The organism is Eubacterium sp. MSJ-33, assembly GCF_022174665.1.
Taxonomy (GTDB): domain Bacteria; phylum Bacillota; class Clostridia; order Lachnospirales; family Lachnospiraceae; genus Coprococcus_C.
On sequence record NZ_CP076562.1, the window covers coordinates 44,065 to 71,006 of the forward strand.

Below are 26,942 nucleotides of genomic sequence, written 5' to 3' on the forward strand. Positions count from 1 at the left end.
ATGTTTATTCAGATGCAGCATGCAAAGAAAAGCTATGGAAAGGGAGAAAGGGAAGTACACGCATTGGATGATACGGAGCTTGCTTTAGAGCAGGGCAAGATCTATGTGATCTTAGGACCATCCGGTTCCGGAAAAAGTACGATGTTAAATATGCTTGGCGGTCTGGATTCGCTCGATTCTGGAAGTATCACTGTGGATGGAAAGGAGATTTCCAAACTGAAATCAGGCGAGCTTACGAAGTACCGTCGGTCCGATGTCGGATTTGTATTCCAGTTTTATAATCTGATTCCAGATCTGACAGTGAAGGAAAATATACAGGTCGTATCGGACATCGCAAAAGAACCATTGCCATTGGACGAAGTGATGCAGGCAGTGGATATCGGGAAATATAAGGATCGTTTTCCAAATGAACTTTCCGGTGGACAGCAGCAGAGAGTTGCAATCGCACGTGCGATCATCAAGAATCCGAAGCTTCTGCTGTGTGATGAGCTGACCGGAGCACTTGATTCCAAGACATCTAAGAATGTGTTGAAGTTCGTGGAGAAGGTCAATGCGCAGTTTGGCACGACTGTCGCAATCATCACCCACAATGAGATGATCGCGGGTATGGCAGATGGTGTGATCCGGATCAAGGATGGCAAGGTTGTCGCAAACAAAGTAAATGAGACGAAGATTCCAGCAGATAAGCTGGAGCTGTAAGGGGTGGCGACATGACATTAAATAAGAGATACATACGAAATATCAAACAGAATCTGTCCTTTTATATATGCGTGATGCTCCTGACAGCGGCTGCGATTATTTTATATGTTGCATGTAGCGGCGCCAGCCGTGGCGAGGGTGATTATCTGGACAAATTTTTCGAGGAAAATCACGTGGAGGACGCACAGTTTGCAACATATCAGAGCATTGACAAGGATGCACAGCAGACACTTTCAGAAAAGTATGATGTGACGATCGAAGAACAATCATACGCAGATTTTGATGTGGATGATCCAGACTGTGATGTGCGGGTTGGAAGTGATATTGCGGAGGAATATACGATCCGTGTATTTGATCCTACTGAGAAGATTGATACCTATGAGGTATTAGATGGTAATGACGTGCAGGCGGGGGATGAAATCCTGCTGACACCGAGAATGATGTCGTTACGGGGATTTGAGATCGGAGATACGATTGAGCTTGGTGAAAAACGTTATACGATCGTTGGTTCGATGGCACGCCCGGATTATTTATCTCCATATATAAATAATTCAGATAATATGTTCCAGTTCGATGTATTTGGCTGTGCGATTGTCAGCAAGACGGCATATGAGGAGATAGAGCCGGCAAAGAAAAACACCTATTACAGTGTGATCTATGGAGAAAATTCCGACGAGAAAGCATTTCGGAAGGCGGTTCATGAGGACTATTACATTCTCTCATATATAGCAGCCACGTCCAATATGCGAATCCGGACGTCTAGAAACGAGATCAAGACACTGGATATGTACACAGGCATGATTCTGCCGGTTATGGTGCTGTTCATCGTGCTTTTAATCGCAATCGTGCTCGGTAGAAAGATCAAGTCCGAAGCAAAACAGATTGGAGTGCTGAGCGCACTTGGCTATGGCAAAGGACGGCTGGCACTGCATTACGGAATATTTGGACTGATTCCGGGCGTTGGCGGCGCGTTGCTTGGAAGCCTCTCTGCAATTCCACTTCGGGATGCAATGATAGAAATGATGTTTGGTAACAAGATAGAGAAGCTGCCGGTTGATTACAGCTCTTCTATACAGCAGATGATATATGTGTGCCTGATTCCGGTCGTTGCATATGTGCTGGTTGCGATGCTTGCGGCACTTCGGGTTCTTCGGTTAAAGACGGTGGATCTTCTGCATGGAAATGGCGGTGTGAAGCGGCATAACCGGATGCGCATGGCGAAATCAAAGCTGAAATTCACGACGAAGTTTAAGCTTCGGGCATTGATTGGAAACTGGTCAAGAAGTCTGGTCGTAATTTTCGGTGTTGCGGTTGGCGGAATCCTGATGATATTCTGTTATGCATGCGTGGATTCACTGGAGAATTTCTGTGACAAGTCCGTGCATGAAGTCGGAAGCTATGAGTACGAATATTTCCTGACCGATATCCGCACAGAGCCTGTGACCGATGCGACTCCGATCATGATCGGAAATTTCGGTGTGGAAGGCAGCGAGACAAACATGTTGTATATGGGTATGGATAATAATCCATATATGGGACTGAAAAACACGCAGGGCGAGGAGCTGACGCTGATGAAGGGAAAGCATTACATATCGGCGATGGCGTCCATGCTCTATAATGTGACGAAGGGGGAAACACTTCGGTTCTACAATCTGGCAACGATGGAGGAATACTCGGTCACGATTGATGATGTGATACAGAATGACTGTCAGAGTATCCTGTATGGAAACTGGGCGGATGCCTGTGCATTTATGGATGTTCCAGAGGGAAGCTATAATGCGCTGATGTCAGACAAAAAGCTGGATCTTGAAGAATCCGAATATCTGTCTTGTTTGTCAAAACAGGCGTTGTCCGATCAGATCAATGAGATCACGGTTAGTATGAAACAGCTTATCAATATCAGTCTTGTCTTTGCTGCCGTGATTATCGTAATCAGTATCTATCTGATGGTGAACATGCTGATCAACGAGAACGCATCGTCCATCTCGATGCTGAAGGTGCTTGGATATGAAGACAAGGAAATTAACCGGATGATCATTCATATATATCATATTCTGATTCCAATTGGATTTGTGATGAGTGCGGTTGGCGGTGTGGTATTGTGCCGGATGAATTTTGAGGCGAGCGTCAGTGCCTACAATACTTATATCGAAACGGTTTACAAACCGCAGGGATTCATAATATTCGCAGTCTTGCTGGTTGCAAGCTATGTTGTATCCCTGTTGTTGCTTGGTCGGAAAGTGAAGCGGGCGGATATGATCGAGAGTCTGAAGGATAACCGGGAGTAGGAATATTTTCTATAATTAATTAAGAAGCTGTATCTGTAATGGGTGCAGCTTTTTTGATATAGGAAAAGATTATAACAAACCATCATTTTTATGTATGACTGTCTGTATTGACATAACAGAGGAAGCACGTTATAATCTGAAACCATGAAAGAGAAACAAATAGAATATCAGATAGGAAAAGTAGGGTATAAAACCTGCGTGGGAAAGGAAGTACGTCTATGGCAATCATCCAGATACAAGATGTATCCAAAAAATTTCAGACAAAAGACGGCGAGATCGACGCGTTGAAGCATGTGACGCTCGACATTGAAGCCGGAGACATATATGGTATCATCGGTATGTCCGGTGCAGGAAAGAGTACACTCGTACGATGTATCAACCATATCGAGGTTCCGACTGAGGGAACGGTGATCGTGCAGGATAAGGATCTGAGCAAACTTTCCGAGAAAGAGCTTCGCAAGCAGCGGGAACATATCGGCATGATCTTCCAGCATTTCAATTTGTTGATGCAGAAGTCCGTATTGGAGAATGTATGCTTCCCATTGTTTATTCAGGGGAAGTCGAAGGCAGAGGCAAAGAAGAAAGCTTATGAGCTTCTGGATATCGTAGGTCTGAAGGATCGTGCCAAAGCGTATCCATCTCAGTTATCCGGTGGGCAGAAACAGCGTGTGGCGATTGCGAGAGCCTTAGCTTCCGATCCTCAGATTCTTCTGTGTGATGAGGCAACGAGTGCGTTAGACCCACAGACAACTTCTTCGATTCTCGCTTTGTTGAAGGATATCAATAAAAGGTTTGGTATCACAATCGTTGTGATCACACACCAGATGGCAGTTGTCCGGGAGATTTGTAACAGGGTAGCAATTATGAAGGATGGACAGGTGGTCGAGAACGGATGTACTGTAGAGATCTTCAATCATCCAAAGTCAGAGGTGGCAAGAGAGCTGCTCAGAAAGGACGATGGTGGAGATACCACCGGTGACGATCAGCAGACAGCGAACCAGATTCAGGACGGAACGAAGATACGAATCGTATTTACAGAAAACTCTGCATTTGAACCGGTCATTGCAAATATGATACTGACATTTAAGGAGCCAATCAACATCCTGAAAGCTGCAACTAAGAATGTTGGCGGCGTGGCAAAGGGAGAGATGATATTAGAGATTCCGAATGGTTCCACGAATGTGAAAGCGATGGAACAGTATCTGATTGACCGGGGACTTGAGATAGAAGAGTTGTCGGAGACAAAGACAGGAGGTGCGTTCTAATGTGGACAGAACAGGTTTGTTCCATGATTGGAACAGGTATTCTTGAGACGTTATACATGACAGTTGTTTCAACTGTATTTGGATATTTATTTGGACTGCCGATGGGAATTCTCCTCTGCATCACAGATAAAGAGGGATTGAAGCCAAATAAGGTGATATATAAGATTCTGGATGTAATCGCGAACATCGTGCGAAGCATACCGTTTTTGATCTTGTTGATCCTGCTGATTCCATTTACAAGATTGTTGCTTGGAAAAAGTTATGGTTCGACTGCAACGATCGTCCCACTGACGGCAGCGGCGATTCCGTTTATCGCAAGAATGGTAGAGTCTTCACTGAAGGAAGTCGATTACGGAGTCATCGAAGCAGCGAAAGCGATGGGTGCAAGCAACAGCAGAATCATCTTCAGGGTATTGCTTGTTGAGGCGAGAACTTCCCTGATCACGGGTGCAACGATTGCAATCGGAACGATCCTTGGATATTCCGCAATGGCAGGTGCAGTCGGCGGTGGCGGACTTGGAGATATCGCAGTCCGTTACGGATATTACCGGTATCAGACAGATATTATGCTTGTTACGGTGGCGTTACTGATTGTGATTGTACAGGTATTTCAGTCGATTGGTATGTTCGTTGCAAACCGTCTGGATCGTAGAAAATAATTTGCAATATATGCGGGAATCGGAATGTGCACACCGAAACCTGCTTATATATAAAGTAATGGATCATTGGATAAAAGTTTTCAAGGATCACAAAAACAGGAAAGAGAGGACATGAATTATGAAGAAATCAATTAAGAAATTACTCGCACTGACACTGACAGGTGCATTTTTGGTAGGAGCACTCACAGGCTGCGGAAAGGGCGGCAAGGACGATAAGACAATCACAGTTGCAGCATCTGCAACACCACACGCTGAGATTTTGGAGTATGCAAAGGATAAGCTCAAGGAGCAGGGATATGATCTGCAGGTAACTGTCTTTGATGACTATGTAAAGCCAAACGAGGTTGTAGAAAGCGGTGACTTTGATGCCAACTACTTCCAGCATGTACCATATCTGGAAAGCTTCAATGAGGAGAAGGGTACACACCTTGCGGTAGCAGGTAAGATTCACTACGAGCCATTCGGCATCTATCCGGGAACAAAGAAGAGTTTAGATGAGATCGCAGACGGCGATTCTATCGCAGTACCAAACGATACAACAAATGAGGCAAGAGCATTGCTTCTTCTTCAGGATAATGGGATCATAACATTGAAGGATGGTGCAGGTATCAACGCAACTGTCAATGACATCGCTGAGAATCCTCACAATGTAAAGATTGTTGAGCTTGAGGCTGCACAGGTAGCCAGAGTTGTTGAAGAGACAGCCTTTGTCGTATTGAATGGTAACTATGCACTTGCTGCTGGTTTCTCTGTTGGAAAGGATGCACTTGCTTATGAGAAGAGTGATTCTGAAGCTGCCAAGACTTATGTAAATGTAATCGCAGTAAAGGAAGGAAACGAGGACAGCGCAAAGATCAAGGCACTTGTAGATGTATTGAAGTCTGACGATGTGAAGAAGTACATCAATGATACCTACGATGGAGCGGTTCTTCCTTACGAGGAGTAATAGGATTAAGTGGAACCAATAAGAATTTGTTATATACAAAATAAAAACATATAAACCACAGATAAACGCTCTGCTGTATGGGATGTATTCCATATGGCAGGGCGTTTTGTCGCTGCAGGAAGGTATAAATGAAATGAATAGGATATATAATCTGCTATGAACACATGGAAATTGCTAAAAACAAAAAAATCTAAAGTAAATACCATGAATATAGAGAAAAAATATAGAAAAATATCATTTTAACTCTTGTTTTTTGCGGGAAATGTCTATAGAATAGTAAACAGACGGTTTAAATGCATGATTTATACAATGCAAATAAATGTGAAAGGTATAAGGTAGCTGAAATGAAGAAATACAAGGATATGAGTAAAGACGAGTTATTGACATTAAAAGCCGCTCTTATGGAGGAATACAAGGAAGAACAGGCAAAAGGTCTCAGCCTGAATATGGCAAGAGGAAAACCTGGATTTGCCCAGTTGGCACTTTCCATGGGGATGTTAGATGAGATTAATAGCAAATCTGATATGCGTACCTTGCTTGGAAATGATACAAGAAACTATGGCGATCTGGATGGTATCGGAGAGTGCCGTCAGCTTATGGCAGACATGATGGAAGTCAAGAAGGAGAATATCATCGTATATGGTAATTCCAGTCTGAATGTCATGTATGATACCGTTTCCCGTTCGATGACACATGGTGTCAATGGTTCGACTCCTTGGTGCAAGCTGGATAAGGTTAAGTTCCTCTGCCCGGTACCTGGATATGACAGACATTTTAAGATTACAGAGTTCTTCGGTATTGAGATGATCAACATCCCGATGAATTCCGATGGACCGGATATGGATCTGGTTGAGAAATATGTAAATAACGATGCCGCAGTGAAGGGTATCTGGTGTGTGCCGAAATATTCAAATCCAACCGGAATCGTATATTCCGATGAGGTGGTAAGAAGATTTGCAACATTAAAGCCGGCAGCCGAAGACTTCCGTATCTTCTGGGATAATGCATACTGCATCCATCATCTGTATAAGGATCAGCAGGCAGAAATCCCGAATATCTTAGAGGAGTGTGAGAAGGCCGGGAATCCGGACATGGCATATATGTTTGCTTCGACATCGAAGATTACATTCCCTGGTTCCGGTGTTTCTGCAATCGCAACTTCTACAACAAATGTAGAGTTTATCAAGCAGCAGTTGACTGTACAGACAATCGGTCATGATAAGATCAATCAGCTTCGTCATACAAGATTCTTCAAGAATATTGATGGACTGAAGGCACATATGGAGAAACATGCAGATATCTTACGTCCAAAGTTCGAGGCAGTTTTAAATGCATTTGATAAAGAACTTGCGGGCTTGGAGATCGGTTCGTGGGTAAAGCCGCTCGGTGGATATTTCATTTCTTTTGATGCACTCGAGGGCTGTGCAAAGAAGATCGTAGCAATGTGTAAGGATGCAGGCGTGGTACTGACAGGTGCCGGTGCAACCTATCCATATGGCAAAGATCCAAAAGACAGCAATATCCGTATTGCTCCTTCGTTCCCATCTGTGGAAGAGATGGAAGCTGCATCGAAGATTTTTGTGCTTTGCGTAAAGCTTGCAAGTGTTGATAAATATTTAGAGTCATAAGAGTAAAGGAAGTTAGAAATGCCAAATATTTCGGGAAATTTTGACACATATAAGGAAGAAAAAGACTCTGTGCGTTATTTCTTAAAAAAGATGGGGTGTGACATGAACACCGTTTTGGTTGAGAAATATGGTGGAGACAATGTCAGCGATCGCGCGATGATGGATGAAGCGGACGTGATTGCACGGTTTCCGGATGGAAAAACACTGCTGTTTGAAGTCAAACAGGAATCAACGGCACGGTTTTCAAAATGGGGTCAGCTTGGATTTGATATGATTTCTCAATTTCAATTTAAAGAAGGAAGAACCTTTGATAAAAGGGTACATCATCCAAGGGACTTTGAAAGGTTTATGTCTTGCGTGGATAAGGAACGACCGGATTTCAAGTGGGGGAAGGTCAGATATTCCGGGTCTGATATCTGGCTTTTCTATGTCAAGGACGAAGCGGGGCAGTATGTTTTTTGCGAAGGTTATGATTTTGCAAAGATGAAAGAAAATACGATTATGGCATATCTGAGTTATAATTGTCCATTTGCGGTCAATAGTAAGAACAGCAGGCAGATGTCACATGAGGATACCTGGCAGTCTGCAACCTTCTTTGTATATCCAAGACAGATTGAACAGTATAAGATTACACCCGAATCTTTCCTTGATTTATTGAATAGAGATTGAAAAGGAACCCAATAGATATGAATACATGTAAGATCTATCAGGCAGATGCTTACGAGAAGATAAATGATTTGATAGAGGCGGGGATTACCGTAAATCACATTATTACTGATCCACCGTACAATATTTCAAAAGATAACAATTTTTCAACGATGAAGCATCCGCGGGCAGGTGTTGATTTTGGAAATTGGGATCGTGGAGAATTTGATTTGTACTCCTGGATACCGAAATATGCGAGGATACTTGATAAGAATGGTTCCATGATTATTTTTTGCTCGTACCGGTTTATCAGCTATATTATTGATGTGCTCGAATCCGAGGATGCAGATATGGTCGTGAAGGATATCCTGGTATGGCAGAAATCAAATCCGATGCCACGTAATATCAAACGAAGATATGTACAGGATATGGAGTTTGCAATATGGGCTGTGAAGAAAAAGGCAAAGTGGGTATTCAATAAGCCCGATGACAAACCATATTTGCGTGGATTTTTTACGACATCTCTTGTGAGTGGAAGTGAGAAGCTCGGTCATCCGACACAAAAGAGTTTGAAGCTTATGGAGGATATTATTTCTATTCACACGAATCCCGGAGATTTGATTTTGGATCCATTTATGGGAAGTGGTTCCACCGGGGAAGCAGCTTTGAAACAGGGACGGTGTTTTCTTGGAATTGAATATGATCAGACGTATTTTAATATAGCAAAAAAACGTCTGGAACTTATGAAAGATAAATAAGCGAAACGGGAAATCAGAAAATTTCCCGTTTTTTAATGTGTGTTTTTTGGGATGATTTATGTTGAAAAAGACATACTAATTCCAGAATGCTGAATCCGAAATACGAGAATAATCAGACATTTGATATACCAGAAATGGCAGAAGTAATTCTCGTATTTTTGATTCGTGAATAAATGGAGGAATTCGTATGAAGGATCGAATCGAGACATTGAAGGAATATTTGAAGCGCCTTGGAGATGGAGAGCCGCTGGAAGCAGTAAGAAAAGACTTCGTGGAAGTATTTAAGGATGTTGATCCTGCGGAAATCATGAAGGCGGAACAGGAGATGCTTGCGGAGGGAACACCGCTTTCTGATGTGCAGAAGCTGTGTGATGTACATGCCGCACTCTTTCATGGAAAGACGCGGGAGGAACAGATTGCGAATGCGGAAAAGGCAGTGCATGCGTCGGTGTTACGGGAGGAGCGGGAGACAAAGACGCGGGAGCTGGCACAGACCAAAGGACATCCGCTGTGGCTGTTTGCAAATGAGAATGGTGCTCTTGCTATGCTATTGGAGCAGGCAGAGGAGAAGATCAAGGATGGCAGTGCGAATAAGAAAACGTTGGAATCATTGCGTGGCCTCTCGATTCACTATGCGAAGAAGGGAGATCTCCTGTACCCGGTTTTGAATGTGCGGTATGGGATATCCGGACCGGCAAGTGTGATGTGGACGGTTGATGATGAAATCCGGGATGAAATCTCATTTCTTGCGAAGATGAATGATAAAGAATCCGAATGGCAGGAGCGGTTTGCAACGGTAGTAGCACGGGCACAGGAGATGATCTACAAAGAGGCAAATATTTTGTTCCCAAACTGTGCGGCAAATTTCACGGAGGAAGAGTGGATCGGTATCTACCATGACCAGAAGGATTATGCGGTCTGTTTTGGTGTGGAACCGGAGATCTGGCAGCAGGCGGAAGAATGTAAGTCTGGAACGGAAATTGTGTTATCGGACGCAGAAATCCGCATGCCGGGTGGACATCTGACGATCGAACAGCTAACGGCGATGTTAAACACGATGCCAATGGAAATTACATTTGTAGATGAGAACAATCTCAACCGGTTCTTCAACGAGGGACCGAAGGATTTCAAACGTCCGGGTATGGCAATCGGCAGGGAAGTGTTCTCCTGTCACCCGCCGAAGATTGAAGTAAAAGTGCGTCGCATCATTGAAGAATTCCGTGCGGGAACTCTGGACGAAGTACCGGTCTGGATGGACAAAAACGGAAAATGTATGCTTGTCAGATACATGGCGGTACGGGATAAAGCGGGAAAGTATCTCGGTACGCTGGAACTGGTACAGGATATGGGATTTGCAAAGGAATATTTTCAGAAGAAGGAAGAGAAAGCGGAGCTGTGGTAAGTGGAGAAATAGCAGATACAGAGAGTAAGATCTCCCGGAAGTTATATTCCGGGAGATTTTTGCATGGGACAGTTATATTCGTAGATGGACTTTTGCCTGCAGATATGGTAATTTAGGGATAAGTTTAGAATAGATATAGCCATTTATAAAATGGTACAGCGTAAAATAGAGAAAATATAGTACAGGAAGTTGGAAGACTGACGATGTGAGGCAGACAGATGAACAAGATCGAGGAATATTATAATAAATTCAATGAGGAAAAACGATTAAATTCAAGACATGGGCAGATCGAGTACCGCATCACGATGAAATATATTCATAAATATCTGGATGTGCGGATGCAAGAGTTACAGGTTATGAACCGGGAAGATATCAGGATTCTTGATATCGGTGCAGGAACCGGACGTTACAGCGTGGCACTCTGTGAGGAAGGCTACGATGTGACGGCAGTGGAGCTGGTGAAGCATAATTTAGGTATATTGAAGCAGAAAAACAGCAACGTGCATGCGATGCAGGGAAATGCGCTGCATCTGAAAAAGCTAGAAGACAATACCTACGATCTGACGCTTCTCTTCGGACCGATGTATCATCTGATGACGAAGGAGGAGAAGATTCAGGCACTCTCCGAAGCGAAGCGTGTGACGAAGCCGGGCGGAATTATATTGGTCGCCTATGTAATGAACGAGTATGCCGTGGTCGTATATGGTATTCAGGAGAACCATCTGGAGGAAAGTGTGAAGAATGGAACATTGGATGCGTCATATCATACGGTACCTGCGGAGGATAGTCTGTATGCATTTGAACGGATTGAGGACATCGACAGCTACAATGAAGCGGTTGGATTGAAGCGGGAGAAGATTTTGTCACCGGATGGACCGGCAAATTATATCCGCCCATTTGTGAATCAGTTAAGTGAAGAGAGTTACGAGCTTTTCGTGGCATATCAGTTGAAGGTATGTGAGCGGCCGGATCTGATTGGCGCAGGGGCACATACGGTGGATATACTGAGGAAGTAGAGGAGAAGAAAGAATGGAACAAGGAAGCTTGCCGGAGCGCTATCTGTCGCGTTCGGTGATTAAACATATACGAAGATTGAATCCGAAGCTTTCGGTATCGGCAGCAGTCGGAAACGATTATGCAAACCTGCATGGAAATATGAGTGCAGATGGTATCGGCGATACACCGTGGATCGCGTGGGTAAAGGCGATGAATAATTTTGCGTGCTCCGGCGGTCAGATTGAGGGTGCACGCCTTACGATGCTTTTTCCACAGAATGTAAAGGAGTCATGGATCAAAGGTTATATGGCAGATTTTAATTCCTATGCAGAAGCAAAGGGCATACAGATCTTAGGCGGTCATACACAGGTGTCTGAAGTGTTTGCGCGGGCGCAGTTTGTTGTGACAATGCTTGGAACAGCATGCGATTACTGTGCAAATAAAAAGAAGATCAAGCCGGGCTATGATATTGTGATGGTCGGGCAGGCAGGCTTGATGGGCGCGGATATAATCCTAAAGGAAAAGCGGGAAGAACTGCATACGCGGTTCCCGAATTTTTATCTGGATATGGCGTGTGTGGAAGAAAGTATGTATAGTATTACGGATGCAGCTCGCATGATTGTAGATTCTGGCGTGGATATCTGCTATATGCACGATGGCTCGTCCGGCGGTGTCTATGGTGCCCTGTGGCAGATGGGTGTCTGGATGGATAAAGGCTTTGAGGTACAGCATGTGGATATACCAATCCGGCAGGAGACGATTGAAATCTGCGAGTTCTTCAATATCAATCCGTATCTCTTAGATGCAACCGGTTGCCTGTTTGTAGTTGTGGAAGATGGAGAGAAGCTGGTGGAATATCTGGCAGAGCAGGAAATGGAAGCCGCCGTGATCGGTGTTGTGACAGAGAAAAAAGAGAAGATGATCGTGGTAAATGAACTGGAACACCGGTGTCTGTCTCCGGTAAATGGAGATGAGATACATAAGGTGGTGTGAATGTGAACAGGTGAACTTACAAATGAGTAACAAAAGAGGGAAACAACTGAATAAATATGTACCGGACTATGTGCTATTTGATTTGGAGACAACTGGTATTTCTGCAAATTACGATGAAGTAATCGAAATCTCTGCTGTGAAGGTACGTGGCGGTAAAATCGTGGATGAATTCAGCACACTTGTCAATCCGGGAAGAACGATTCCGTATGGAGCAAGCGCGGTCAATCACATCTATGATGAGATGGTGGCAGATGCACCGGAGTTTGAAGAAGTGTTACCATTGTTCCTTGCATTTATCGGAAATGATATTCTGGTTGGACATAATATTGCGGCGTTTGATATGAAGTTTCTGTATCGGGACTTCGAGAAATATATGGGAGTGATACTTCCAAATGATTTCGTGGATACATTGCGCCTTGCAAAGATCGTATTCCCGGATTGGAAGCATCGGAGACTGGGGGATCTTGCGAACTATTATGGCATTTCTACGGTGGGCGCACATCGCGCATTGACAGATTGTAAGATGAACCAGAAGGTATTTGAATTACTTGGAAAAGAATTGTCCGGGGAAGGAACGATGGATGTATGGCAGAATGTCAAGACATGTCCGAAATGTGGAATGATGATGGTAAAACGAAAAGGAAAATTCGGCGAGTTCTGGGGGTGCAAGGGATTCCCGGATTGTCGGTATACGGAGAATATCTAAGGTGCGGATAAGGGGAAACAGCAGGTTGCTTTTATCGTAAGCGGTTGTCTGCTAAGATAACATCATGGAGGTGAACGTGATGGAAACAAAAAATGTGATTTTGGAACTTCGCACAAAGCGGGGATTATCACAGGATGAATTAGCCGAGAAAATCATGGTGACAAGGCAGGCCGTATCGCGCTGGGAGAACGGCGAAACCGTGCCGAATACGGATACATTAAAGCTGCTGTCGAAAGTATTTGATGTATCGATCAATACGCTGCTTGGACAACCGAGAAGACTGATCTGTCAGTGCTGTGGCATGCCGCTCGAGGATGAGATTATCGGGCATGACCGGGATGGGGCAATGAATGAATCGTATTGCAAATGGTGCTATGCAGATGGCATGTACACATACAGTAATATGGATGATCTGATCGATGTTGCAGTCAAGCACATGGTGACGGATGAATTTTCGGAGGAACAGGCGCGCGCTTATATGAAGGATCTGCTTCCGAAGTTAGACTACTGGAAGCGGTACGATGAACTGAGCGATGGCGGACAGTTCGATGAATTCAAACATCAGTTGATAAAAGAGATTAACGATCTTCGCATCGAAGGATTGCCGAAAGTGGAGAAGCTGAATGCACTCGTCGGTCAGTATGTGAATCTGGCATATCCACTACCGAGTGGGGAGACAGTAAAATTCTTAGATGACAAAAAAACCTATCTTGGCAATCAGTTGGAATGTGAGTTTGGTGGAGACCGGTATTTCGGTGTGCTTGCAGGCATGGATTTCATTTTGGTGAGTACCTATGATGCGAGTGGTGAGAATCCGGAACTGGTCGTATATAAGAAACGGTAATGATGAATAGAAGCGTTAGTGAAGAGCCGAGTGATCGGCTCTTTTTTGCATTTCGTCTGAAAAAGATAGAATTACGATTCAATCCGGTGTATAATTTAAAGATAAATAAAATGCAGGAATATGTATGAACATGATACGGGGTAAAAGGCAGATTTCATGCATCCGATATCAGAGAAGCGAATGAAGAATCAGGGAGGGATTACAGATGAAGAAGAAATTACTGACTGTAATGATGGCTGTGATGATGGCATTTTCGTTATCCGGCTGTGGCAATGACGTCATCGTGGATGTCGTGACGAACGATGTAGAAAACGGAAGCAATCAGGCAGATACTTCTAACGCAGGAACAGCGCAGGGAGAGCAGACAGCATCGGCACAAGTGGCAGAGACCAATCCGGCAGGGCTTAAGACGATTCCGTTAGAGGATGTCAAGATCGGTGTGTTGTATATCGGCAGTGCATCAGATACATCGGGATATACGTATGCACACGAGCTTGGAATTCAGGGTATGGTTTCAAATCTCGGACTTAAGGAAGATCAGGTTGTACGCAAGGAATCGATAGACGATGGCGATGATGTGGCAATCAAAAAAGCATTGGATGAATGTATGGATGAAGGCTGCAACATTGTATTTACAACGAGCTGGGGTTACATGGAGGAGACCGCGGCATATGCGGAGAAATATCCGGATGTTTATTTTGCACACGGAACCGGATATATGAGCAATGGAAGCAATTTTACAAACTATTTCGGAAGAATCTATCAGGCGAGATATCTGTCCGGTCTGGTAGCAGGCATGAAGACAAAAAGTAATTTGATCGGGTATGTATCTGCGATGGGCAGCGACAACAGTGAGTGTACCGGTGGTATTGATGCATTTGCGATGGGTGTTGAGGAAGTCAATCCGGATGCGAAGGTGCTGGTGGCAGTGACGAACTCCTGGTTTTCTCCGGAAGACGAGCAGGAGGCTTCCGATGCATTGATTGGCAAGGGCTGCGATGTGCTGGCACAGCATGTAGATACGACAGCTCCCCAGACTGCATCCGAGGAAAACGGAACATGGGCGATCGGATATAATTCTGATATGAGTAAAGAAACACCGGATGCGACGCTGACATCGGTTATCTGGAACTGGAGTGCGTATTACACTTCCTATGTAAACAGTATCGTCAATGCGACATATGACGGTTCGAATTATTATGGTGGTATGGACGAAAGTCTGGTCGGACTGACAGGATTATCTTCTCTGTGTGAGGATGGAACACAGGAGAAAGTAAATGAGATGCAACAGAAGATTTTGTCCGGCGAATTCGGCGTGTTTGACGGAGAAATCCTTACCAACGATGGAACTGTGATCGGAGAAGAGGGCAAGACATTGGACGATGCGACGATTACCGGTAAGATCAACTGGTATTATCACAATGTGGAAGTCGTAGACTGGAAATAGGGGGGATAGCCGTGAAAATATTTCGCAATTTGAAGCTGCAGTACAAGATGCTTATACTGGCTATCATTCCGGTACTCGTCATGGGTATTGTAGCGATTCTCATTAGTAATACCGTTGTTAAAAATAAATTGCTGGATGATGCGAAGCAGAAACTGAAAGCGACATCCAACGCGGTGCTTGCGGCGTATGATCAGAATGCCGGAGATTATTTTGTGAATGCGACCGGGGATGTGTGGAAGGGTGCTTACAACGTATCGCTGTCTACGCCTTTTATCGATGATATTGCTGCAAAAACCGGGATTGCGGTTACATTCTTTTACAACGACACGCGACTTGTGACATCGTTAAAGGATGCGGACGGGAAGCGGATCCTTGGTTCCAAGGCAGGCGATTTCCTGGTGGAAAATGTCCTGCAGGATGGCAATGAGGTGTTTACCAATCGTGTGCTGGTAGATGGTACTTTCTATTTTGGATATTATGTGCCGGTGCACCAGAATAACAGTGATGAGATCATCGGTATGGTTTTCGCCGGAATGCCGGTCAAGGAGATATATGCGAGCCTGAATTTGATTACCATGATTTTTACAGTTGCGATTGTTGTTATACTGGTAATCGCGGTCATCGGATGTCTGCTTGTTTCCAGGGGAATCGCAAAGAGTATCCGGAGCAGTATGGACGTGGTAAAACAGATTTCGGAAGGCAATCTGAATGTTGAGATCGAGCAGAGTATGTTGGATAGAAAAGATGAGGCGGGAGCTTTGTCATGTAATACGCAGACACTTATCGACAACTTATCTGCGATGATTGGCAAGATCAGCAACAATACCATGACCTTGAATGCATCTTCCGAGGAGATGAATGCGGCTGCCGGACAGGCAGGCAATGCGGTTGGAAATATCAACGATGATCTGCACAATATGCTGACCGGAGCTGTCGAGCAGACCGGCAACGCACAGAATATCAAGAACAGCATTCACAATATGAATATCCATCTGGAAAAGACGCTCGGGGAAGTGGATCACCTTTCCGATGAGACAAAAGCGATGCTTGACGCCAGAAATGATGTGGATAAATCGTTGAACCAGCTTGATGCTTCGAACCAGGATGTTATGACTGAAGTTGAGAACATCCAGAAGCAGACGCAGCAGAATAATGAATCTGTGGAAAAGATCATTGCTGCAGTCACTTATATTTCCGACATTGCGGCTCAGACAAATCTCTTATCCCTGAATGCGTCGATTGAAGCAGCCAGAGCAGGGGAAAGCGGCAGAGGTTTTGCTGTAGTAGCGGAAGAAATCGGTAAGCTTGCTAATCAGAGTAACGAAGCATCTACAGAAATATCCGGTCTGGTGAATCTGTTAAGTTATAATTCCAGTCAGACGATGGAGATTATGGACAGTGTACAGGATGCGATGAATGACCAGACGAAGAAATTAGTTGACACTGCCCAAATTTTCAAGCAGTTACAGGAGCATGTATCCCATGTTGCAGATGGTGTGGATATCATTCGTGATGCAACGGTACAGTTAGGCAAAGAGACGGACGAGATCGGAAAAGATATCAAGAACTTAAGTGATATCGCACAGAGAAATGAGGATACGGTTAAGGGAACGATTTCCTTTAGTGATGAGGTGCTTGGCACAGTAAACAGCGTGACCGAGATGTCGACGGAAGTCAGCTCATCCGCCAATGATATGGCAGGCGTGGTTTCACATTTCCGTATGTAGGATTTATATAATAGAAAAAATGAAGAAGCGTTGGTTCAAAATGATGAACCAGCGCTTTTTTGTGTGTTGAGCTGGAATGCAGAAATTGTGCTTGCACAGATTTGTATATGATGGCTGATATTCATTGAGATCATAAGTGAGATGCCGTAATGAGCTGGAAGAAATTTGACTTAGATTTTACATGGTTTCCACAGAAACATGATAGTAGGGTGTTGTATTCCAATTTTATAATAGAGCAGAAATTAGAGGGAGCATCAGGAACAATGTGAATGATCCCAAATGCGACCGACACTCTGCCACCGAGTGGCAATATATTCAAAGTGAGGGAAAGAATATGCCATCTACGTATGCACATTACCGTATGGGGCAGGAAGTGATGGAACAGGTTTCCAGCCCTGCCCGCAACATCATTATGAAACATAAACAGCTCTATGATATAGGTCTGCATGGACCAGATATTCTGTTTTACTATCATCCGTTAGTAACGAATCCAGTCAATGCAATCGGGTATGGGCTGCACGATCATTCTGGAAAATATTTCTTTGCCAAGGCGGCTGAGATCATAGAGATGGTATCGAATAAGGAAGCAGCACTTGCCTATATCTATGGATTCATCTGTCATTTTGCCTTGGATTCCACCTGTCATGGATACATCGACGAGAAGATTGCGCAGAGCGGTGTATCCCATACAGAGATTGAAGTGGAATTTGACCGGAGTCTGATGATTGAAGATGGGAAAGATCCGGTTCGTCAGGATCTGACAAAGCACATCATCCCATCCCTAGAAAATGCAGAAGTGATTGCTCCATTCTTTCAAGGAGCCAGTCCCAAACAGGTAAAGAAAGCGTTGAAAGGAATGATCTGGTACAATCATTTGCTGCTCGCACCTTCCAAATTAAAAAGATCGCTGATTTATACCATACTTCGGCTGTCTGGAAATTATAAAGAAATGCATGGATTGCTGGTGAATTTTAAAGCAAATCCGGCATGTGAGGACAGCACAGTGAAGCTGCATCAGTTGTACGCTGTGGCCAAGAGCCGGGCAGTTACGTTGATTGATGAGTACGTAAAGCATCTGTCGGAGAAAGAGGCGTTGAATGCACTCTATAATTATACATTCAGCGGCAAAGAGAAGGAGGCACAGTAACGTGAAGACGAAAATGTCAAAGGCTGAGAGAAACTGGGTGTTGTACGACGTGGGAAATTCTGCATTTGTATTGCTTGTGTCAACGATCATGCCAATCTATTTTAATTACCTGGCTGGAAATGCAGGACTCTCATCGGTCGATTATCTTGCGTATTGGGGATATGCGACATCGGCGGCAACGATCATTGTAGCATTGCTCGGACCGGTATTTGGAACATTAGCAGACACAAAAGGCTTGAAGAAACCAATCTTTACCGCAACGATGCTGATTGGTGGAATCGGATGTCTGGCACTTGGATTCGCAAGACAGTGGATGGTCTTTCTGCTCATCTATATTATTGCGAAGACTGGATTCTCCGGCAGCCTGATCTTCTATGATTCGATGCTTGGCGATATCACGACCGAAGACCGGATGGATAATGTATCTTCACAGGGCTATGCCTGGGGCTATATTGGAAGCTGTGTGCCGTTTGTCTTATGTCTGGGAATTGTGCTCGGTGCAGGGAAGATTGGAATCAGTATGGAGCTTGCGATGATGATTTCATTTGCAATCGTTGCGGTCTGGTGGATCGGCGCGACAATTCCGCTTCTTAAGATCTATAAGCAGAAACATTATGTGGAACGGCAGCCGAGGGCAATTCGGAACAGCTTCAAGCGCCTCGGTGTCACTCTGAAAAATGTAAGAAACGAGAAGAAAATATTTCTGTTCCTGCTGGCATTTTTCTTTTACATTGATGGTGTCTACACGATCATTGATATGGCAACCGCCTATGGAACTGCGCTCGGATTTGACAGTACGAAACTGCTTCTGGCACTGCTTGTCACACAGATCGTAGCATTTCCTTTTGCAATCATATTCGGCAGATTATCTACCCGCTATAAAACAGAACGACTCATTACGATCTGTATTGCCGCGTATCTAGGCATCGCTGTATTCGCAATCTTCCTGAAGGAGCAGTGGCAGTTTTGGATTCTGGCGATTCTGGTTGGCATGTTCCAGGGCGGAATTCAGGCGTTGTCCAGATCGTATTTCGCCAAGGTCATCCCACCAGAAAAATCGGGCGAATATTTCGGATTGATGGACATATGCGGAAAAGGCGCATCCTTCCTTGGAACAACCGTGATCAGCCTGATCTCACAGGTTACCGGCAAGGTAAATATCGGCGTAGGCGCGATTTCCGTGTTCTTTGTCCTTGGAATGATCGTGTTCCGAATGGCAACCGCGGAGGAGAAGGGAGAAGTAAGGAACGTGGAGATGAGATTGGGGGAAGATGGGGTGTCTTGAGGGGGGAGGGGAAGAGAATATTTTGTAGGGATGGTTACAGGGAGTCGAGAAATCTCACATTATCTAACTTTTTATAATCAATACAAACGTATTGAAACAGTAATGACATAGCATTATAATAAAGAAAATAAATGGAAGTGAGGTGCGGAATATGGCTAGTATAATTCAGGTTAGAGTAGAAGACGAGTTAAAAAGCAAATCAGATGCTTTGTTTAAAGATTTGGGTACAGATACTACAACAGCAATCAGAATGTTTTTAACACAGGCTGTTGCAACAAACGGATTTCCTTTTGAAATAAAAAGGCAAACAAATCCATATGCACCGATGACCGAGAAAGAGATGCTTGCAAAGTTGGAAAAGTCAAGAGAGCAGGGAATGTTCAGGGATGCAGATTGTGTGATTTCTGATATGAGGGCAAAGTATGGATTATAAGATAGTTTTGATGCGGGATGCAGAGGAAGATCTTGATAGATTCATCACATATCTTTTGTTTGAAAAGAAAAGTGAGCAGGCTGCAAGAAATTTATTAAATGACTTTGAAATAACAAAAACAAGTTTGTCCAAAGTTGCCGGGAGTCTGAAATTTTGTGATAATCCCAAATTAAGAGAATTAGGATACCGAAGAATCAATTTTTTAACTCATCGATATTTTATGATATATCGTATTGAAAACAATACAGTTTATGTGGATAATATTTTTCATGAATTGCAAGATTACGAAAATAAAATGAATTAATTAAATGAGTAGGTAGAATGAATAGATTATCAGCAGATAAGATGGTTCAGTATTTCTGGTTTGCTTTTGCTAAGGATAATGCAATTACATTTTCAAAGAAGATGAAAGCAGAAGGGCTGCCTAGATTTAAGGACGTGTTTGAGGAATTCAAAGATAGATTTAATAATGAGTGGTTAAGAAGATAAGGAGGAGGCTATGGAGATTAGTATTAAGGAATGGAATGTGAACTTTGGTTCTGATAAAGATGTAGAAATATGTGCATTTGCAAAGGAGTATATTAAAGGTACTGATATTATTGTTTTTACAGAAGTTGTTGATAATGAAAGTATCAAGGATTTGTTAGATACACTAGATTCAAGCTATAAAAAATATACGTCAGCAATTCGTAATGTTGAATTGTATAATCAGGTAATAATTGCTGTGAAAACAGGTTTAGAAGGATGTTTGAGAACACAACAGGTTATTATTGATGAGGAGAAATGGGATTTAAATTGTTTGCCTGATATATGTCATATAGAAATAACAACTAGCGAAGATGAATTAATAAATGTTATTGGAACTCGTGTGAGAATTGATGGCGGCTCTGATGTAGATTATAAAAACCGCTGCGAACAGTTTAGAAATTTGGTTAAGTATATTGAAGCGTTAGAAAATGTAATTGTGCTTGGGGATTTCAATAATGGAATGATTAAAGCAGATTCAGATAAAGAATATAATGTTGTTAAAGACAAATATGAATTAAGATGGGATTATGGTAAAAAGAAATATGTGAAAAACCCATTGAGGTTTTACAATTTTCATTTAATGAAACACATATTAGGAGAGAAGTATTCTTTGAAGGAAATCATGGGAGAAGAAAGCTCTTGGGGATTATCTTTATATAAAGAAATTCTAACATATGGTCAATTAAAGAATGACCAAATAATTACAAAAAATATTAGCTTAAAAGATGCATATTATGATTGGGGATATGTTCGTGATAATGAATGGTTGTATGAAGATATGCTTTATAAAAATCGTTTTAATAGAGGAAACAAAATAAGTCATGGATATCCAGATCATGCAATACTAAACGCAACAATAGAGTCATGACAAAATTCTTAGTAGTAAACATTTTCCTTTTACTACTAACAGGCAGTAACAACATGCTCAATTCTGCTCTGATTTGCCACAATTTGTAATTTCGGAGCAAATTATGTAAATCCCAGAAACCCCTTGCAAAACAGGGCATTCTGGGGCAAATCAAGGAGAAATAAAACAATGATAAAAATACTTTTCATCTGCCACGGCAGGACTGTGAAAAGCCTTATAAATCAAGGAATAATAGGGCAAAACGGGGCATAGTCTGGTAGTCAGAGCATTTGGGGACTACGGTAATACTACGAATGAGGGAATGCAAATGAGCCGATGTAGAAATGCAGATTTTAACGGTAGTAGCAATCGTTAAATTGTAAGGGCTATCGTTATATAGTGTGCAATCGTTGAATAGTCTAGCAGTATCGTGTAAAATGAATATCTAGTTGGATACGGACATATAATATTAATGCAGCCGCAAGCTGTGATTTGAACTTATATTTGACCTTGACAGGCGGCACATTTGAATGTATACTTTAAGTACAGTAAGAGATTACTGCAAATGTTTGTTGCTACTCGATATGCAACTCAAATAAGGTCGAGTTCAAATGTTTGTCGCTACTCGATATGCGACTTAGAAAAGGTCGAGTTCAAATGTTTTGAGGTTCTGTTCGAGAGGACGGAGCCTCTTTTTGACGGTTGGAGAAGAAATGGAAATAGGACATTTTTATTATATTAATGATCAATACTTTAAGGATTTTCCAGATTCTTATTTGATGCAGAATAAGGAAAAGGTAAATGGACAGTTACATGATAGACCATGTTTTTATGCATTCCAGGATAGTAATACGCAGCTGTTTTGGATGATACCATTTTCATCACAGACTTCTAAATTTAAAGGAATCTATAATAAGAAAATGCAAAAGTATCATAGGTGCGATACAATTGTTTTTGGAGAAGTGCTTGGTCATGAGAAGGCATTTTTGATTCAAAATATGTGTCCGATTACAGAAAAATATATGAAAAATGAGTATCTGGACTCTGTTGCCAACATACCAGTTCGTGTTGATGGTAGATTAGAAAAGGAGTTAAAGGATAAAGCAGGAAAAGTTTTAGCATTGCAGAGAAAGGGAGCGAAGTTGATTTTTCCAGATGTTCTTAGTATAGAACAGGAATTATTAAAATAGATGTAAATATCTATGGGGCATTCGGATATAGCAGTAACACTTAATGTTTACACCCATGTTGGACTTGAGGATGCGGAGAAAGAACTTCAGAAGATGCAGGAATTGGAAAATGCAAGGAAAGAGATGGGGATTTCGGATGAGGATGATAAGTCTTTGAAACAGAATATGTTCAAGGTGGTTTAAAAATAGAATATTGATGGAAACTGGTGGCACTCAGGCTTATAGCTTGGGTGTCTTTTTGACTGGTAAAAATATGCCTTGGCTGATATAATGTAAATTGAAAACAAAGTAAAAACATTTTGTTATACATAGTTGGCTGTTAATGGCATCTGAGATATCGTAGGATGCTTTTATGATTGGAGGATAAGGCATAATGATAAACTTGGGTACATTAAAGGAAATAACTGATTTAAGAAGTGTGTGGCCACATGAGGCTTTGAACTTTACCCCTTGGGTAGCGGAGAATGTTGACCTGCTTGCAGATGCTGTTGGTCTTGATATTACAGTTGATGAGACAGAATCATCTGTTGGAGATTTCAATGTTGATATTTATGCATCTGAAACAGGCACCGACAGAAAGATTATCATTGAAAATCAATTAGAAGACACGGATCATGACCATCTTGGCAAATTGATTACTTATGCATCCGGGAAAGACGCAGACGTGGTTATTTGGGTAGTAAAACACGCACGAGAGGAACACAAGGCAGCAGTTGAGTGGCTTAATAACCATACGGATGACAAGATTGGATTCTTCTTGTGTGAAATAAAGCTGTTCCAGATAGGAGATTCTGATATTGCTCCATCATTTACAGTAGTGGAAAGACCAAATGATTGGACGAAGGAGATTAAGAAGACAACTGCTACAAATCCAACACAGCAGCAGAGACTGGAATATTGGCAGGCGTTCAATGATTATGCCTTTCAGAATGCAGAATTTAACAAAGCATTTAATAAGAGAAAACCAACAACAGACCACTGGATGGATTTTAGTATTGGTTCATCAGCTTGTCATATCGCAGTATCTCAAATCCAAAAAAGAAATGCGATTGATGTTGAATTGTACATAAATGATGATAAGGAACTTTTCAGAAATTTGTTTTTACATAAAGATGAGATTGAATTAGTAATGGGCGTTACTCTTGACTGGAGAGAACTACCTGAAAGAAAAGCAAGCCGTATTATTATTGAAAAAGAAGTGACATTTGATGATCATGCCACATGGCCACAGCAGTTTGATTATATTATGGATATTTGCATGAAGATGAAGAAGGCATTTAAGAAGTACTTATAAGAAGGTGATGTCAATGGATACAGTAGATATGATGATATCTTCAACCATGAGTTATTATAATAATTTGAAGAAGGATCCTAATGGACGTTATCGCTCATGGGAGCATTGCTATTCAAATTTTTATCATGCTAGAGAAAAAGATAATGCAGATGTAGATTACTTAAGTTTACAATTAGCTTTTTACTTGGCGAGTTGGGGAATGTATAGAGGGTCTTCGTTTCTTTTGCAGAAAGACTATAGGATACATGTACCTGTTGTTAAAGAACTGTTGGATAAAAAATATGATTTATTGATGGGAATAAATTGTTCAGAATTGAAGAACGAAGTGAATCAGAAAAAATTCATAGAATTGAACGCATTTATGAGTGAGTATTATGATGGTATTCGCAAGAATGTAAAAGAGAAGGATTTGAAGAATAACTTATCATATACTCTGATTACGAAAATTTTAATGGGAACTATGGGATGTGTTCCGGCATATGATAGATATTTTATTGCGGGCATCAAGAATCAAAAGGTTGCTACAGGAAGTTACAATATTAAGTCTATTTTACAGCTTGTAGATTTTTATGAAAGAAATGAATCTCGTTTAGAACCTGTCAGAGAGAATATGAGAGTGTATGATTTACCATACCCACAGATGAAAATGATTGATATGGGATTCTGGGGAATTGGGTTTGATTTGGATACTAACAAAGAAATAAACGTAGCATATTAGTAATGGCTTATTCTGCACACCCTTTTGTTAAATAATGCACCCCTATCCGTAGTCTGCCCCCTTAACTGACTACGATTTGACTACTACACAAGGCAGTGATTTGCTCCGTTTTGCATTATTTTACAAAAAGTGTAGTTTTAGAGAAGAAAAATACGATGCCCGGAAAAGTCGATAAAACCTTGCAAAATAGGGCAATACAGGGCATTTTAGAACAGGAGAAATTTATGATTAGAGTTTTATTCATCTGCCACGGCAACATCTGTCGCTCCACGATGGCTCAGAGCGTATTCACTCACCTCGTCCGCCAGTCCAATCTCGATTCCTATTTCGAAATCGATTCGGCAGCGACGAGTACAGAGGAGATCGGGAATCCGCCACATCATGGGACAAAGCGAAAATTACAACAGGAGCAGATTCCGATGATTCCACATCGGGCGAGACAGATGACACGCGCGGATTATACATACTATGATTATCTGATCGGTATGGATGGCGCGAATATTCGGAACATGACGCGGATTGCCGGTGGCAGTGATGTGGAAGGGAAGATTTACAAGATGCTGGCGTTTGCGGACTATGAGAAGACGCATAAACTGAGCGAAGCACGTGATGTGGCTGATCCGTGGTATACCGGTGATTTTGACCAGACATTTGAAGATGTTATGGAAGGCTGTCAGGGCTTGCTCGCTTATATAAAGGATAAAGAAAAACTGAATAAGTAAAATAATAGCATTTACGCGTATTTAACATATGCGTGATAACGTATTTAACACCCCCTGTTTATTATGAAGATAAGTAGAAGGGAATTTTCGTTGTCAAATAGAAGTGTATAAAGTATTCATGAAGTATATGATATGTTTGCAACTTAGAAGGACTTGTGTTCTTTGAGAAATAGGAGCAATGCTTGAACACGATGTTCAAGCAAGCTGCCTCTGAGACATGGATGTCGAATAGGCAGTGGTTGCGTATGTGGGTATGAATCGAATAAGAACACATAGTCCTTGTTAGTTGCGATACATTATATACGAATGAATACTTTGTGTACGATATTGGCAACGTAAATTCCCTCCCGTAAATCATAATAAATGGGGGTTTTTACATGAAGAAAACATATGTGATAGATACCAATATCCTGATTCAGGCACCACATGCATTCTTATGCTTTGAAGAGAATGATGTGGTGCTTCCGCTTGTTGTGGTAGAAGAACTCGATGGATTGAAGAAAGCGGAGGGCGAGAAAGGTTCTAATGCAAGAAAAGTCGTGCGTATGCTGGAGCAGTACCGGAATCAGGGAGATCTGTTGCAGGGTGTGACGCTGCCGGATGGAGGAACGCTTCGTATCGAGAAGAATTACAAGGCAGTGGAACTCCCGGAGGATATGCCGGAAGATAAAGCGGATAATCGAATCCTAAAGGTCTGCAAGGGTTTGTCACAGGATTTGGGTGAGAAGTCACAGGTGATTCTGGTTACGAAGGATCTGGTGCTCCGGATCAAGGCGCAGATGCTTGGCGTGCGGGCAGAAGATTTCACGACGGAGCAGATTACGGTGGATGACCGGCAATATACAGGCAGGACAGATGCGTATATCCCGGAGGACAAGGTAAAGGAATTCAAGAAGCATGGAATCCCATGCAAAGAGGTGTATCAGACAGACGCGGGAGGGAATCGCACACAGCCGGAATTTATCGAGCATGAATTTGTGATCTTAACGCCGGATCAGTCGAATAAGAAAACGATTCTTGGTAAGGTGCAAAAAGGTAAGATCTCCCCGCTATCCTATAAGAAATCATACCCGTATGGCATCAAGCCGAGAAATGTCGGGCAGTATTTTATGCAGGAAGCATTGATGGCATCAGCAGATGAAATACCGCTTGTGATCATCAAGGGAATGGCAGGCACGGCGAAGACATTTTACTCGCTGGCGGTTGGGCTAGAAAAGGTGTTCAACAATCCGACCGGAGAATATCGGAGGATCATCGTCTGCCGACCGAATGCGCAGTTTGACGATGAGATTGGATTTCTGCCGGGAAGCGAGCAGGAGAAGATTGCGCCGTTGATGCGACCGGTCATTGACAATTTGGAACAGATTCTTGATTCAGATGAAGAAGAACGGTATGCGGACGAGAAAGCATTGGCGGATAAGATCCAAGAGATCTTCGAGCGCGGAATTATTCAGACGGAGGCGCTGAATTATATTCGTGGGCGTTCGATTGCAAAGACGTATCTGATTATTGATGAGGCGCAGAATATGACTCCGAATCAGGTTCGGGGAATTATCACGCGGGCAGGAAAGGGTACGAAGATCATATTGCTTGGAGATCCATGTCAGATAGACCGGCCATTTCTGGATGAACGGACGAATGGACTGAGCTATGCGGCAAAATACATGCAGGGAAGTCCGTATTGCGCGCAGCTCACATTATCGGCAGAGGAATGTGAACGGTCGGTACTCGCGATGGATGCAGTAAAACGCTTATAGGAAGAAAGGTTTGGAAAA

28 protein-coding genes are annotated in these 26,942 nt (G+C 42.6%); all 28 read left to right on the forward strand.

Features of this window, described 5'->3' with window-relative positions:
• The 28 genes from KP625_RS00175 to KP625_RS00305 all read left to right on the forward strand — a co-directional run bounded on the left by KP625_RS00175 (nt 1) and on the right by KP625_RS00305 (nt 26,924).
• Nucleotides 1-699, forward strand: a complete 699-nt coding sequence (locus KP625_RS00175; protein ID WP_238298513.1) for an ABC transporter ATP-binding protein — start codon at nt 1-3, stop codon at nt 697-699.
• Between the two features lie 11 nt (nt 700-710).
• Nucleotides 711-2,987, forward strand: coding sequence for an ABC transporter permease (locus KP625_RS00180; RefSeq protein ID WP_238298516.1), 2,277 nt, complete (start codon nt 711-713; stop codon nt 2,985-2,987).
• A 218-nt stretch (nt 2,988-3,205) separates the two neighbouring features.
• Nucleotides 3,206-4,252: a methionine ABC transporter ATP-binding protein gene (locus KP625_RS00185; RefSeq protein ID WP_238298517.1), complete on the forward strand. Its 1,047-nt coding sequence runs from the start codon at nt 3,206-3,208 to the stop codon at nt 4,250-4,252.
• A complete protein-coding gene (locus KP625_RS00190) occupies nt 4,252-4,911 on the forward strand; it encodes a methionine ABC transporter permease (RefSeq protein ID WP_238298519.1) in 660 nt (219 codons plus the stop codon). The genes KP625_RS00185 and KP625_RS00190 overlap by 1 nt, the downstream gene beginning before the upstream one ends.
• Before the next feature lie 118 nt (nt 4,912-5,029).
• Nucleotides 5,030-5,857: a MetQ/NlpA family ABC transporter substrate-binding protein gene (locus KP625_RS00195; RefSeq protein WP_238298521.1), complete on the forward strand. Its 828-nt coding sequence runs from the start codon at nt 5,030-5,032 to the stop codon at nt 5,855-5,857.
• Nucleotides 5,858-6,201: 344 nt separating this feature from the next.
• A complete protein-coding gene (locus KP625_RS00200; protein ID WP_238298522.1) occupies nt 6,202-7,485 on the forward strand; it encodes an aminotransferase class I/II-fold pyridoxal phosphate-dependent enzyme in 1,284 nt (427 codons plus the stop codon).
• Nucleotides 7,486-7,503: 18 nt separating this feature from the next.
• Nucleotides 7,504-8,154, forward strand: coding sequence for a hypothetical protein (locus KP625_RS00205; protein WP_238298524.1), 651 nt, complete (start codon nt 7,504-7,506; stop codon nt 8,152-8,154).
• Nucleotides 8,155-8,171: 17 nt separating this feature from the next.
• Entirely contained in the window at nt 8,172-8,888 is a 717-nt protein-coding gene (locus KP625_RS00210; RefSeq protein ID WP_238298526.1) for a DNA-methyltransferase, read from the forward strand.
• A 187-nt stretch (nt 8,889-9,075) separates the two neighbouring features.
• Nucleotides 9,076-10,290, forward strand: coding sequence for a DUF438 domain-containing protein (locus KP625_RS00215; protein WP_238298528.1), 1,215 nt, complete (start codon nt 9,076-9,078; stop codon nt 10,288-10,290).
• Nucleotides 10,284-10,406: a hypothetical protein gene (locus tag KP625_RS13545; protein ID WP_255731613.1), complete on the forward strand. Its 123-nt coding sequence runs from the start codon at nt 10,284-10,286 to the stop codon at nt 10,404-10,406. The genes KP625_RS00215 and KP625_RS13545 overlap by 7 nt, the downstream gene beginning before the upstream one ends.
• A 102-nt stretch (nt 10,407-10,508) precedes the next feature.
• Nucleotides 10,509-11,306: a class I SAM-dependent methyltransferase gene (locus tag KP625_RS00220; protein ID WP_238298530.1), complete on the forward strand. Its 798-nt coding sequence runs from the start codon at nt 10,509-10,511 to the stop codon at nt 11,304-11,306.
• 13 nt (nt 11,307-11,319) lie between these two features.
• Nucleotides 11,320-12,279 carry an AIR synthase-related protein gene (locus KP625_RS00225; RefSeq protein ID WP_238298532.1) on the forward strand — a complete coding sequence of 320 codons (960 nt, stop codon included), beginning with the start codon at nt 11,320-11,322 and terminating at the stop codon, nt 12,277-12,279.
• A 22-nt stretch (nt 12,280-12,301) separates the two neighbouring features.
• Entirely contained in the window at nt 12,302-12,985 is a 684-nt protein-coding gene (locus KP625_RS00230) for a 3'-5' exonuclease (protein WP_238298534.1), read from the forward strand.
• Nucleotides 12,986-13,064: 79 nt separating this feature from the next.
• Nucleotides 13,065-13,829, forward strand: a complete 765-nt coding sequence (locus KP625_RS00235; protein ID WP_238298535.1) for a zinc ribbon domain-containing protein — start codon at nt 13,065-13,067, stop codon at nt 13,827-13,829.
• 205 nt (nt 13,830-14,034) lie between these two features.
• The gene (locus KP625_RS00240) at nt 14,035-15,276 is read left to right on the forward strand and encodes a BMP family ABC transporter substrate-binding protein (RefSeq protein ID WP_238298537.1); all 1,242 of its coding nucleotides are present in this window, start codon (nt 14,035-14,037) and stop codon (nt 15,274-15,276) included.
• Between the two features lie 11 nt (nt 15,277-15,287).
• Nucleotides 15,288-17,003: a methyl-accepting chemotaxis protein gene (locus tag KP625_RS00245; protein WP_238298539.1), complete on the forward strand. Its 1,716-nt coding sequence runs from the start codon at nt 15,288-15,290 to the stop codon at nt 17,001-17,003.
• A 334-nt stretch (nt 17,004-17,337) separates the two neighbouring features.
• On the forward strand, nt 17,338-18,150 hold the full coding sequence (locus KP625_RS00250) for a zinc dependent phospholipase C family protein (protein WP_238298540.1): 813 nt from the start codon (nt 17,338-17,340) through the stop codon (nt 18,148-18,150).
• A gap of 1 nt (nt 18,151) precedes the next feature.
• On the forward strand, nt 18,152-19,435 hold the full coding sequence (locus KP625_RS00255) for an MFS transporter (protein WP_370641378.1): 1,284 nt from the start codon (nt 18,152-18,154) through the stop codon (nt 19,433-19,435).
• Between the two features lie 151 nt (nt 19,436-19,586).
• Complete coding sequence (locus tag KP625_RS00260; protein ID WP_238298545.1) at nt 19,587-19,868, forward strand: type II toxin-antitoxin system RelB/DinJ family antitoxin; 282 nt, start codon at nt 19,587-19,589, stop codon at nt 19,866-19,868.
• The gene (locus KP625_RS00265) at nt 19,858-20,172 is read left to right on the forward strand and encodes a type II toxin-antitoxin system RelE/ParE family toxin (RefSeq protein WP_238298547.1); all 315 of its coding nucleotides are present in this window, start codon (nt 19,858-19,860) and stop codon (nt 20,170-20,172) included. The genes KP625_RS00260 and KP625_RS00265 overlap by 11 nt, the downstream gene beginning before the upstream one ends.
• A gap of 17 nt (nt 20,173-20,189) precedes the next feature.
• Entirely contained in the window at nt 20,190-20,357 is a 168-nt protein-coding gene (locus tag KP625_RS00270) for a hypothetical protein (RefSeq protein ID WP_238298549.1), read from the forward strand.
• Between the two features lie 10 nt (nt 20,358-20,367).
• The gene (locus KP625_RS00275; RefSeq protein ID WP_238298550.1) at nt 20,368-21,264 is read left to right on the forward strand and encodes a hypothetical protein; all 897 of its coding nucleotides are present in this window, start codon (nt 20,368-20,370) and stop codon (nt 21,262-21,264) included.
• Between the two features lie 674 nt (nt 21,265-21,938).
• Nucleotides 21,939-22,433, forward strand: coding sequence for a type III toxin-antitoxin system CptIN family toxin (gene cptIN, locus KP625_RS00280; protein ID WP_238298553.1), 495 nt, complete (start codon nt 21,939-21,941; stop codon nt 22,431-22,433).
• Between the two features lie 12 nt (nt 22,434-22,445).
• Complete coding sequence (locus KP625_RS00285; protein WP_238298555.1) at nt 22,446-22,616, forward strand: integrase; 171 nt, start codon at nt 22,446-22,448, stop codon at nt 22,614-22,616.
• Between the two features lie 190 nt (nt 22,617-22,806).
• On the forward strand, nt 22,807-23,727 hold the full coding sequence (locus KP625_RS00290; RefSeq protein ID WP_238298557.1) for a DUF4268 domain-containing protein: 921 nt from the start codon (nt 22,807-22,809) through the stop codon (nt 23,725-23,727).
• A gap of 13 nt (nt 23,728-23,740) precedes the next feature.
• Nucleotides 23,741-24,445, forward strand: a complete 705-nt coding sequence (locus KP625_RS00295) for a hypothetical protein (RefSeq protein ID WP_238298559.1) — start codon at nt 23,741-23,743, stop codon at nt 24,443-24,445.
• A gap of 224 nt (nt 24,446-24,669) precedes the next feature.
• A complete protein-coding gene (locus tag KP625_RS00300; protein WP_238298561.1) occupies nt 24,670-25,167 on the forward strand; it encodes a low molecular weight protein-tyrosine-phosphatase in 498 nt (165 codons plus the stop codon).
• Nucleotides 25,168-25,544: 377 nt separating this feature from the next.
• Nucleotides 25,545-26,924: a PhoH family protein gene (locus KP625_RS00305; protein WP_238298563.1), complete on the forward strand. Its 1,380-nt coding sequence runs from the start codon at nt 25,545-25,547 to the stop codon at nt 26,922-26,924.
• Nucleotides 26,925-26,942 lie beyond the last annotated feature (18 nt).

Excerpts from the sequence above, each read along its gene's own strand:
- KP625_RS00180 (WP_238298516.1), top strand. The coding sequence starts at position 711 with ATGACATTAAATAAGAGATACATACGAAATATCAAACAGAATCTGTCC.
- KP625_RS00260 (WP_238298545.1), top strand. The coding sequence starts at position 19,587 with ATGGCTAGTATAATTCAGGTTAGAGTAGAAGACGAGTTAAAAAGCAAA.
- KP625_RS00270 (WP_238298549.1), top strand. The coding sequence starts at position 20,190 with ATGAATAGATTATCAGCAGATAAGATGGTTCAGTATTTCTGGTTTGCT.
- KP625_RS00290 (WP_238298557.1), top strand. The coding sequence starts at position 22,807 with ATGATAAACTTGGGTACATTAAAGGAAATAACTGATTTAAGAAGTGTG.
- KP625_RS00300 (WP_238298561.1), top strand. The coding sequence starts at position 24,670 with ATGATTAGAGTTTTATTCATCTGCCACGGCAACATCTGTCGCTCCACG.
- KP625_RS00275 (WP_238298550.1), top strand. The coding sequence starts at position 20,368 with ATGGAGATTAGTATTAAGGAATGGAATGTGAACTTTGGTTCTGATAAA.
- KP625_RS00250 (WP_238298540.1), top strand. The coding sequence starts at position 17,338 with ATGCCATCTACGTATGCACATTACCGTATGGGGCAGGAAGTGATGGAA.
- KP625_RS00240 (WP_238298537.1), top strand. The coding sequence starts at position 14,035 with ATGAAGAAGAAATTACTGACTGTAATGATGGCTGTGATGATGGCATTT.
- KP625_RS00210 (WP_238298526.1), top strand. The coding sequence starts at position 8,172 with ATGAATACATGTAAGATCTATCAGGCAGATGCTTACGAGAAGATAAAT.
- KP625_RS00235 (WP_238298535.1), top strand. The coding sequence starts at position 13,065 with ATGGAAACAAAAAATGTGATTTTGGAACTTCGCACAAAGCGGGGATTA.
- KP625_RS00190 (WP_238298519.1), top strand. The coding sequence starts at position 4,252 with ATGTGGACAGAACAGGTTTGTTCCATGATTGGAACAGGTATTCTTGAG.
- KP625_RS00295 (WP_238298559.1), top strand. The coding sequence starts at position 23,741 with ATGGATACAGTAGATATGATGATATCTTCAACCATGAGTTATTATAAT.
- KP625_RS00220 (WP_238298530.1), top strand. The coding sequence starts at position 10,509 with ATGAACAAGATCGAGGAATATTATAATAAATTCAATGAGGAAAAACGA.
- KP625_RS00215 (WP_238298528.1), top strand. The coding sequence starts at position 9,076 with ATGAAGGATCGAATCGAGACATTGAAGGAATATTTGAAGCGCCTTGGA.
- KP625_RS00185 (WP_238298517.1), top strand. The coding sequence starts at position 3,206 with ATGGCAATCATCCAGATACAAGATGTATCCAAAAAATTTCAGACAAAA.
- KP625_RS00175 (WP_238298513.1), top strand. The coding sequence starts at position 1 with ATGTTTATTCAGATGCAGCATGCAAAGAAAAGCTATGGAAAGGGAGAA.
- KP625_RS00265 (WP_238298547.1), top strand. The coding sequence starts at position 19,858 with ATGGATTATAAGATAGTTTTGATGCGGGATGCAGAGGAAGATCTTGAT.
- KP625_RS00195 (WP_238298521.1), top strand. The coding sequence starts at position 5,030 with ATGAAGAAATCAATTAAGAAATTACTCGCACTGACACTGACAGGTGCA.
- KP625_RS00305 (WP_238298563.1), top strand. The coding sequence starts at position 25,545 with ATGAAGAAAACATATGTGATAGATACCAATATCCTGATTCAGGCACCA.
- KP625_RS00225 (WP_238298532.1), top strand. The coding sequence starts at position 11,320 with ATGGAACAAGGAAGCTTGCCGGAGCGCTATCTGTCGCGTTCGGTGATT.
- KP625_RS00200 (WP_238298522.1), top strand. The coding sequence starts at position 6,202 with ATGAAGAAATACAAGGATATGAGTAAAGACGAGTTATTGACATTAAAA.
- KP625_RS00285 (WP_238298555.1), top strand. The coding sequence starts at position 22,446 with ATGGGGCATTCGGATATAGCAGTAACACTTAATGTTTACACCCATGTT.
- KP625_RS00230 (WP_238298534.1), top strand. The coding sequence starts at position 12,302 with ATGAGTAACAAAAGAGGGAAACAACTGAATAAATATGTACCGGACTAT.
- KP625_RS00205 (WP_238298524.1), top strand. The coding sequence starts at position 7,504 with ATGCCAAATATTTCGGGAAATTTTGACACATATAAGGAAGAAAAAGAC.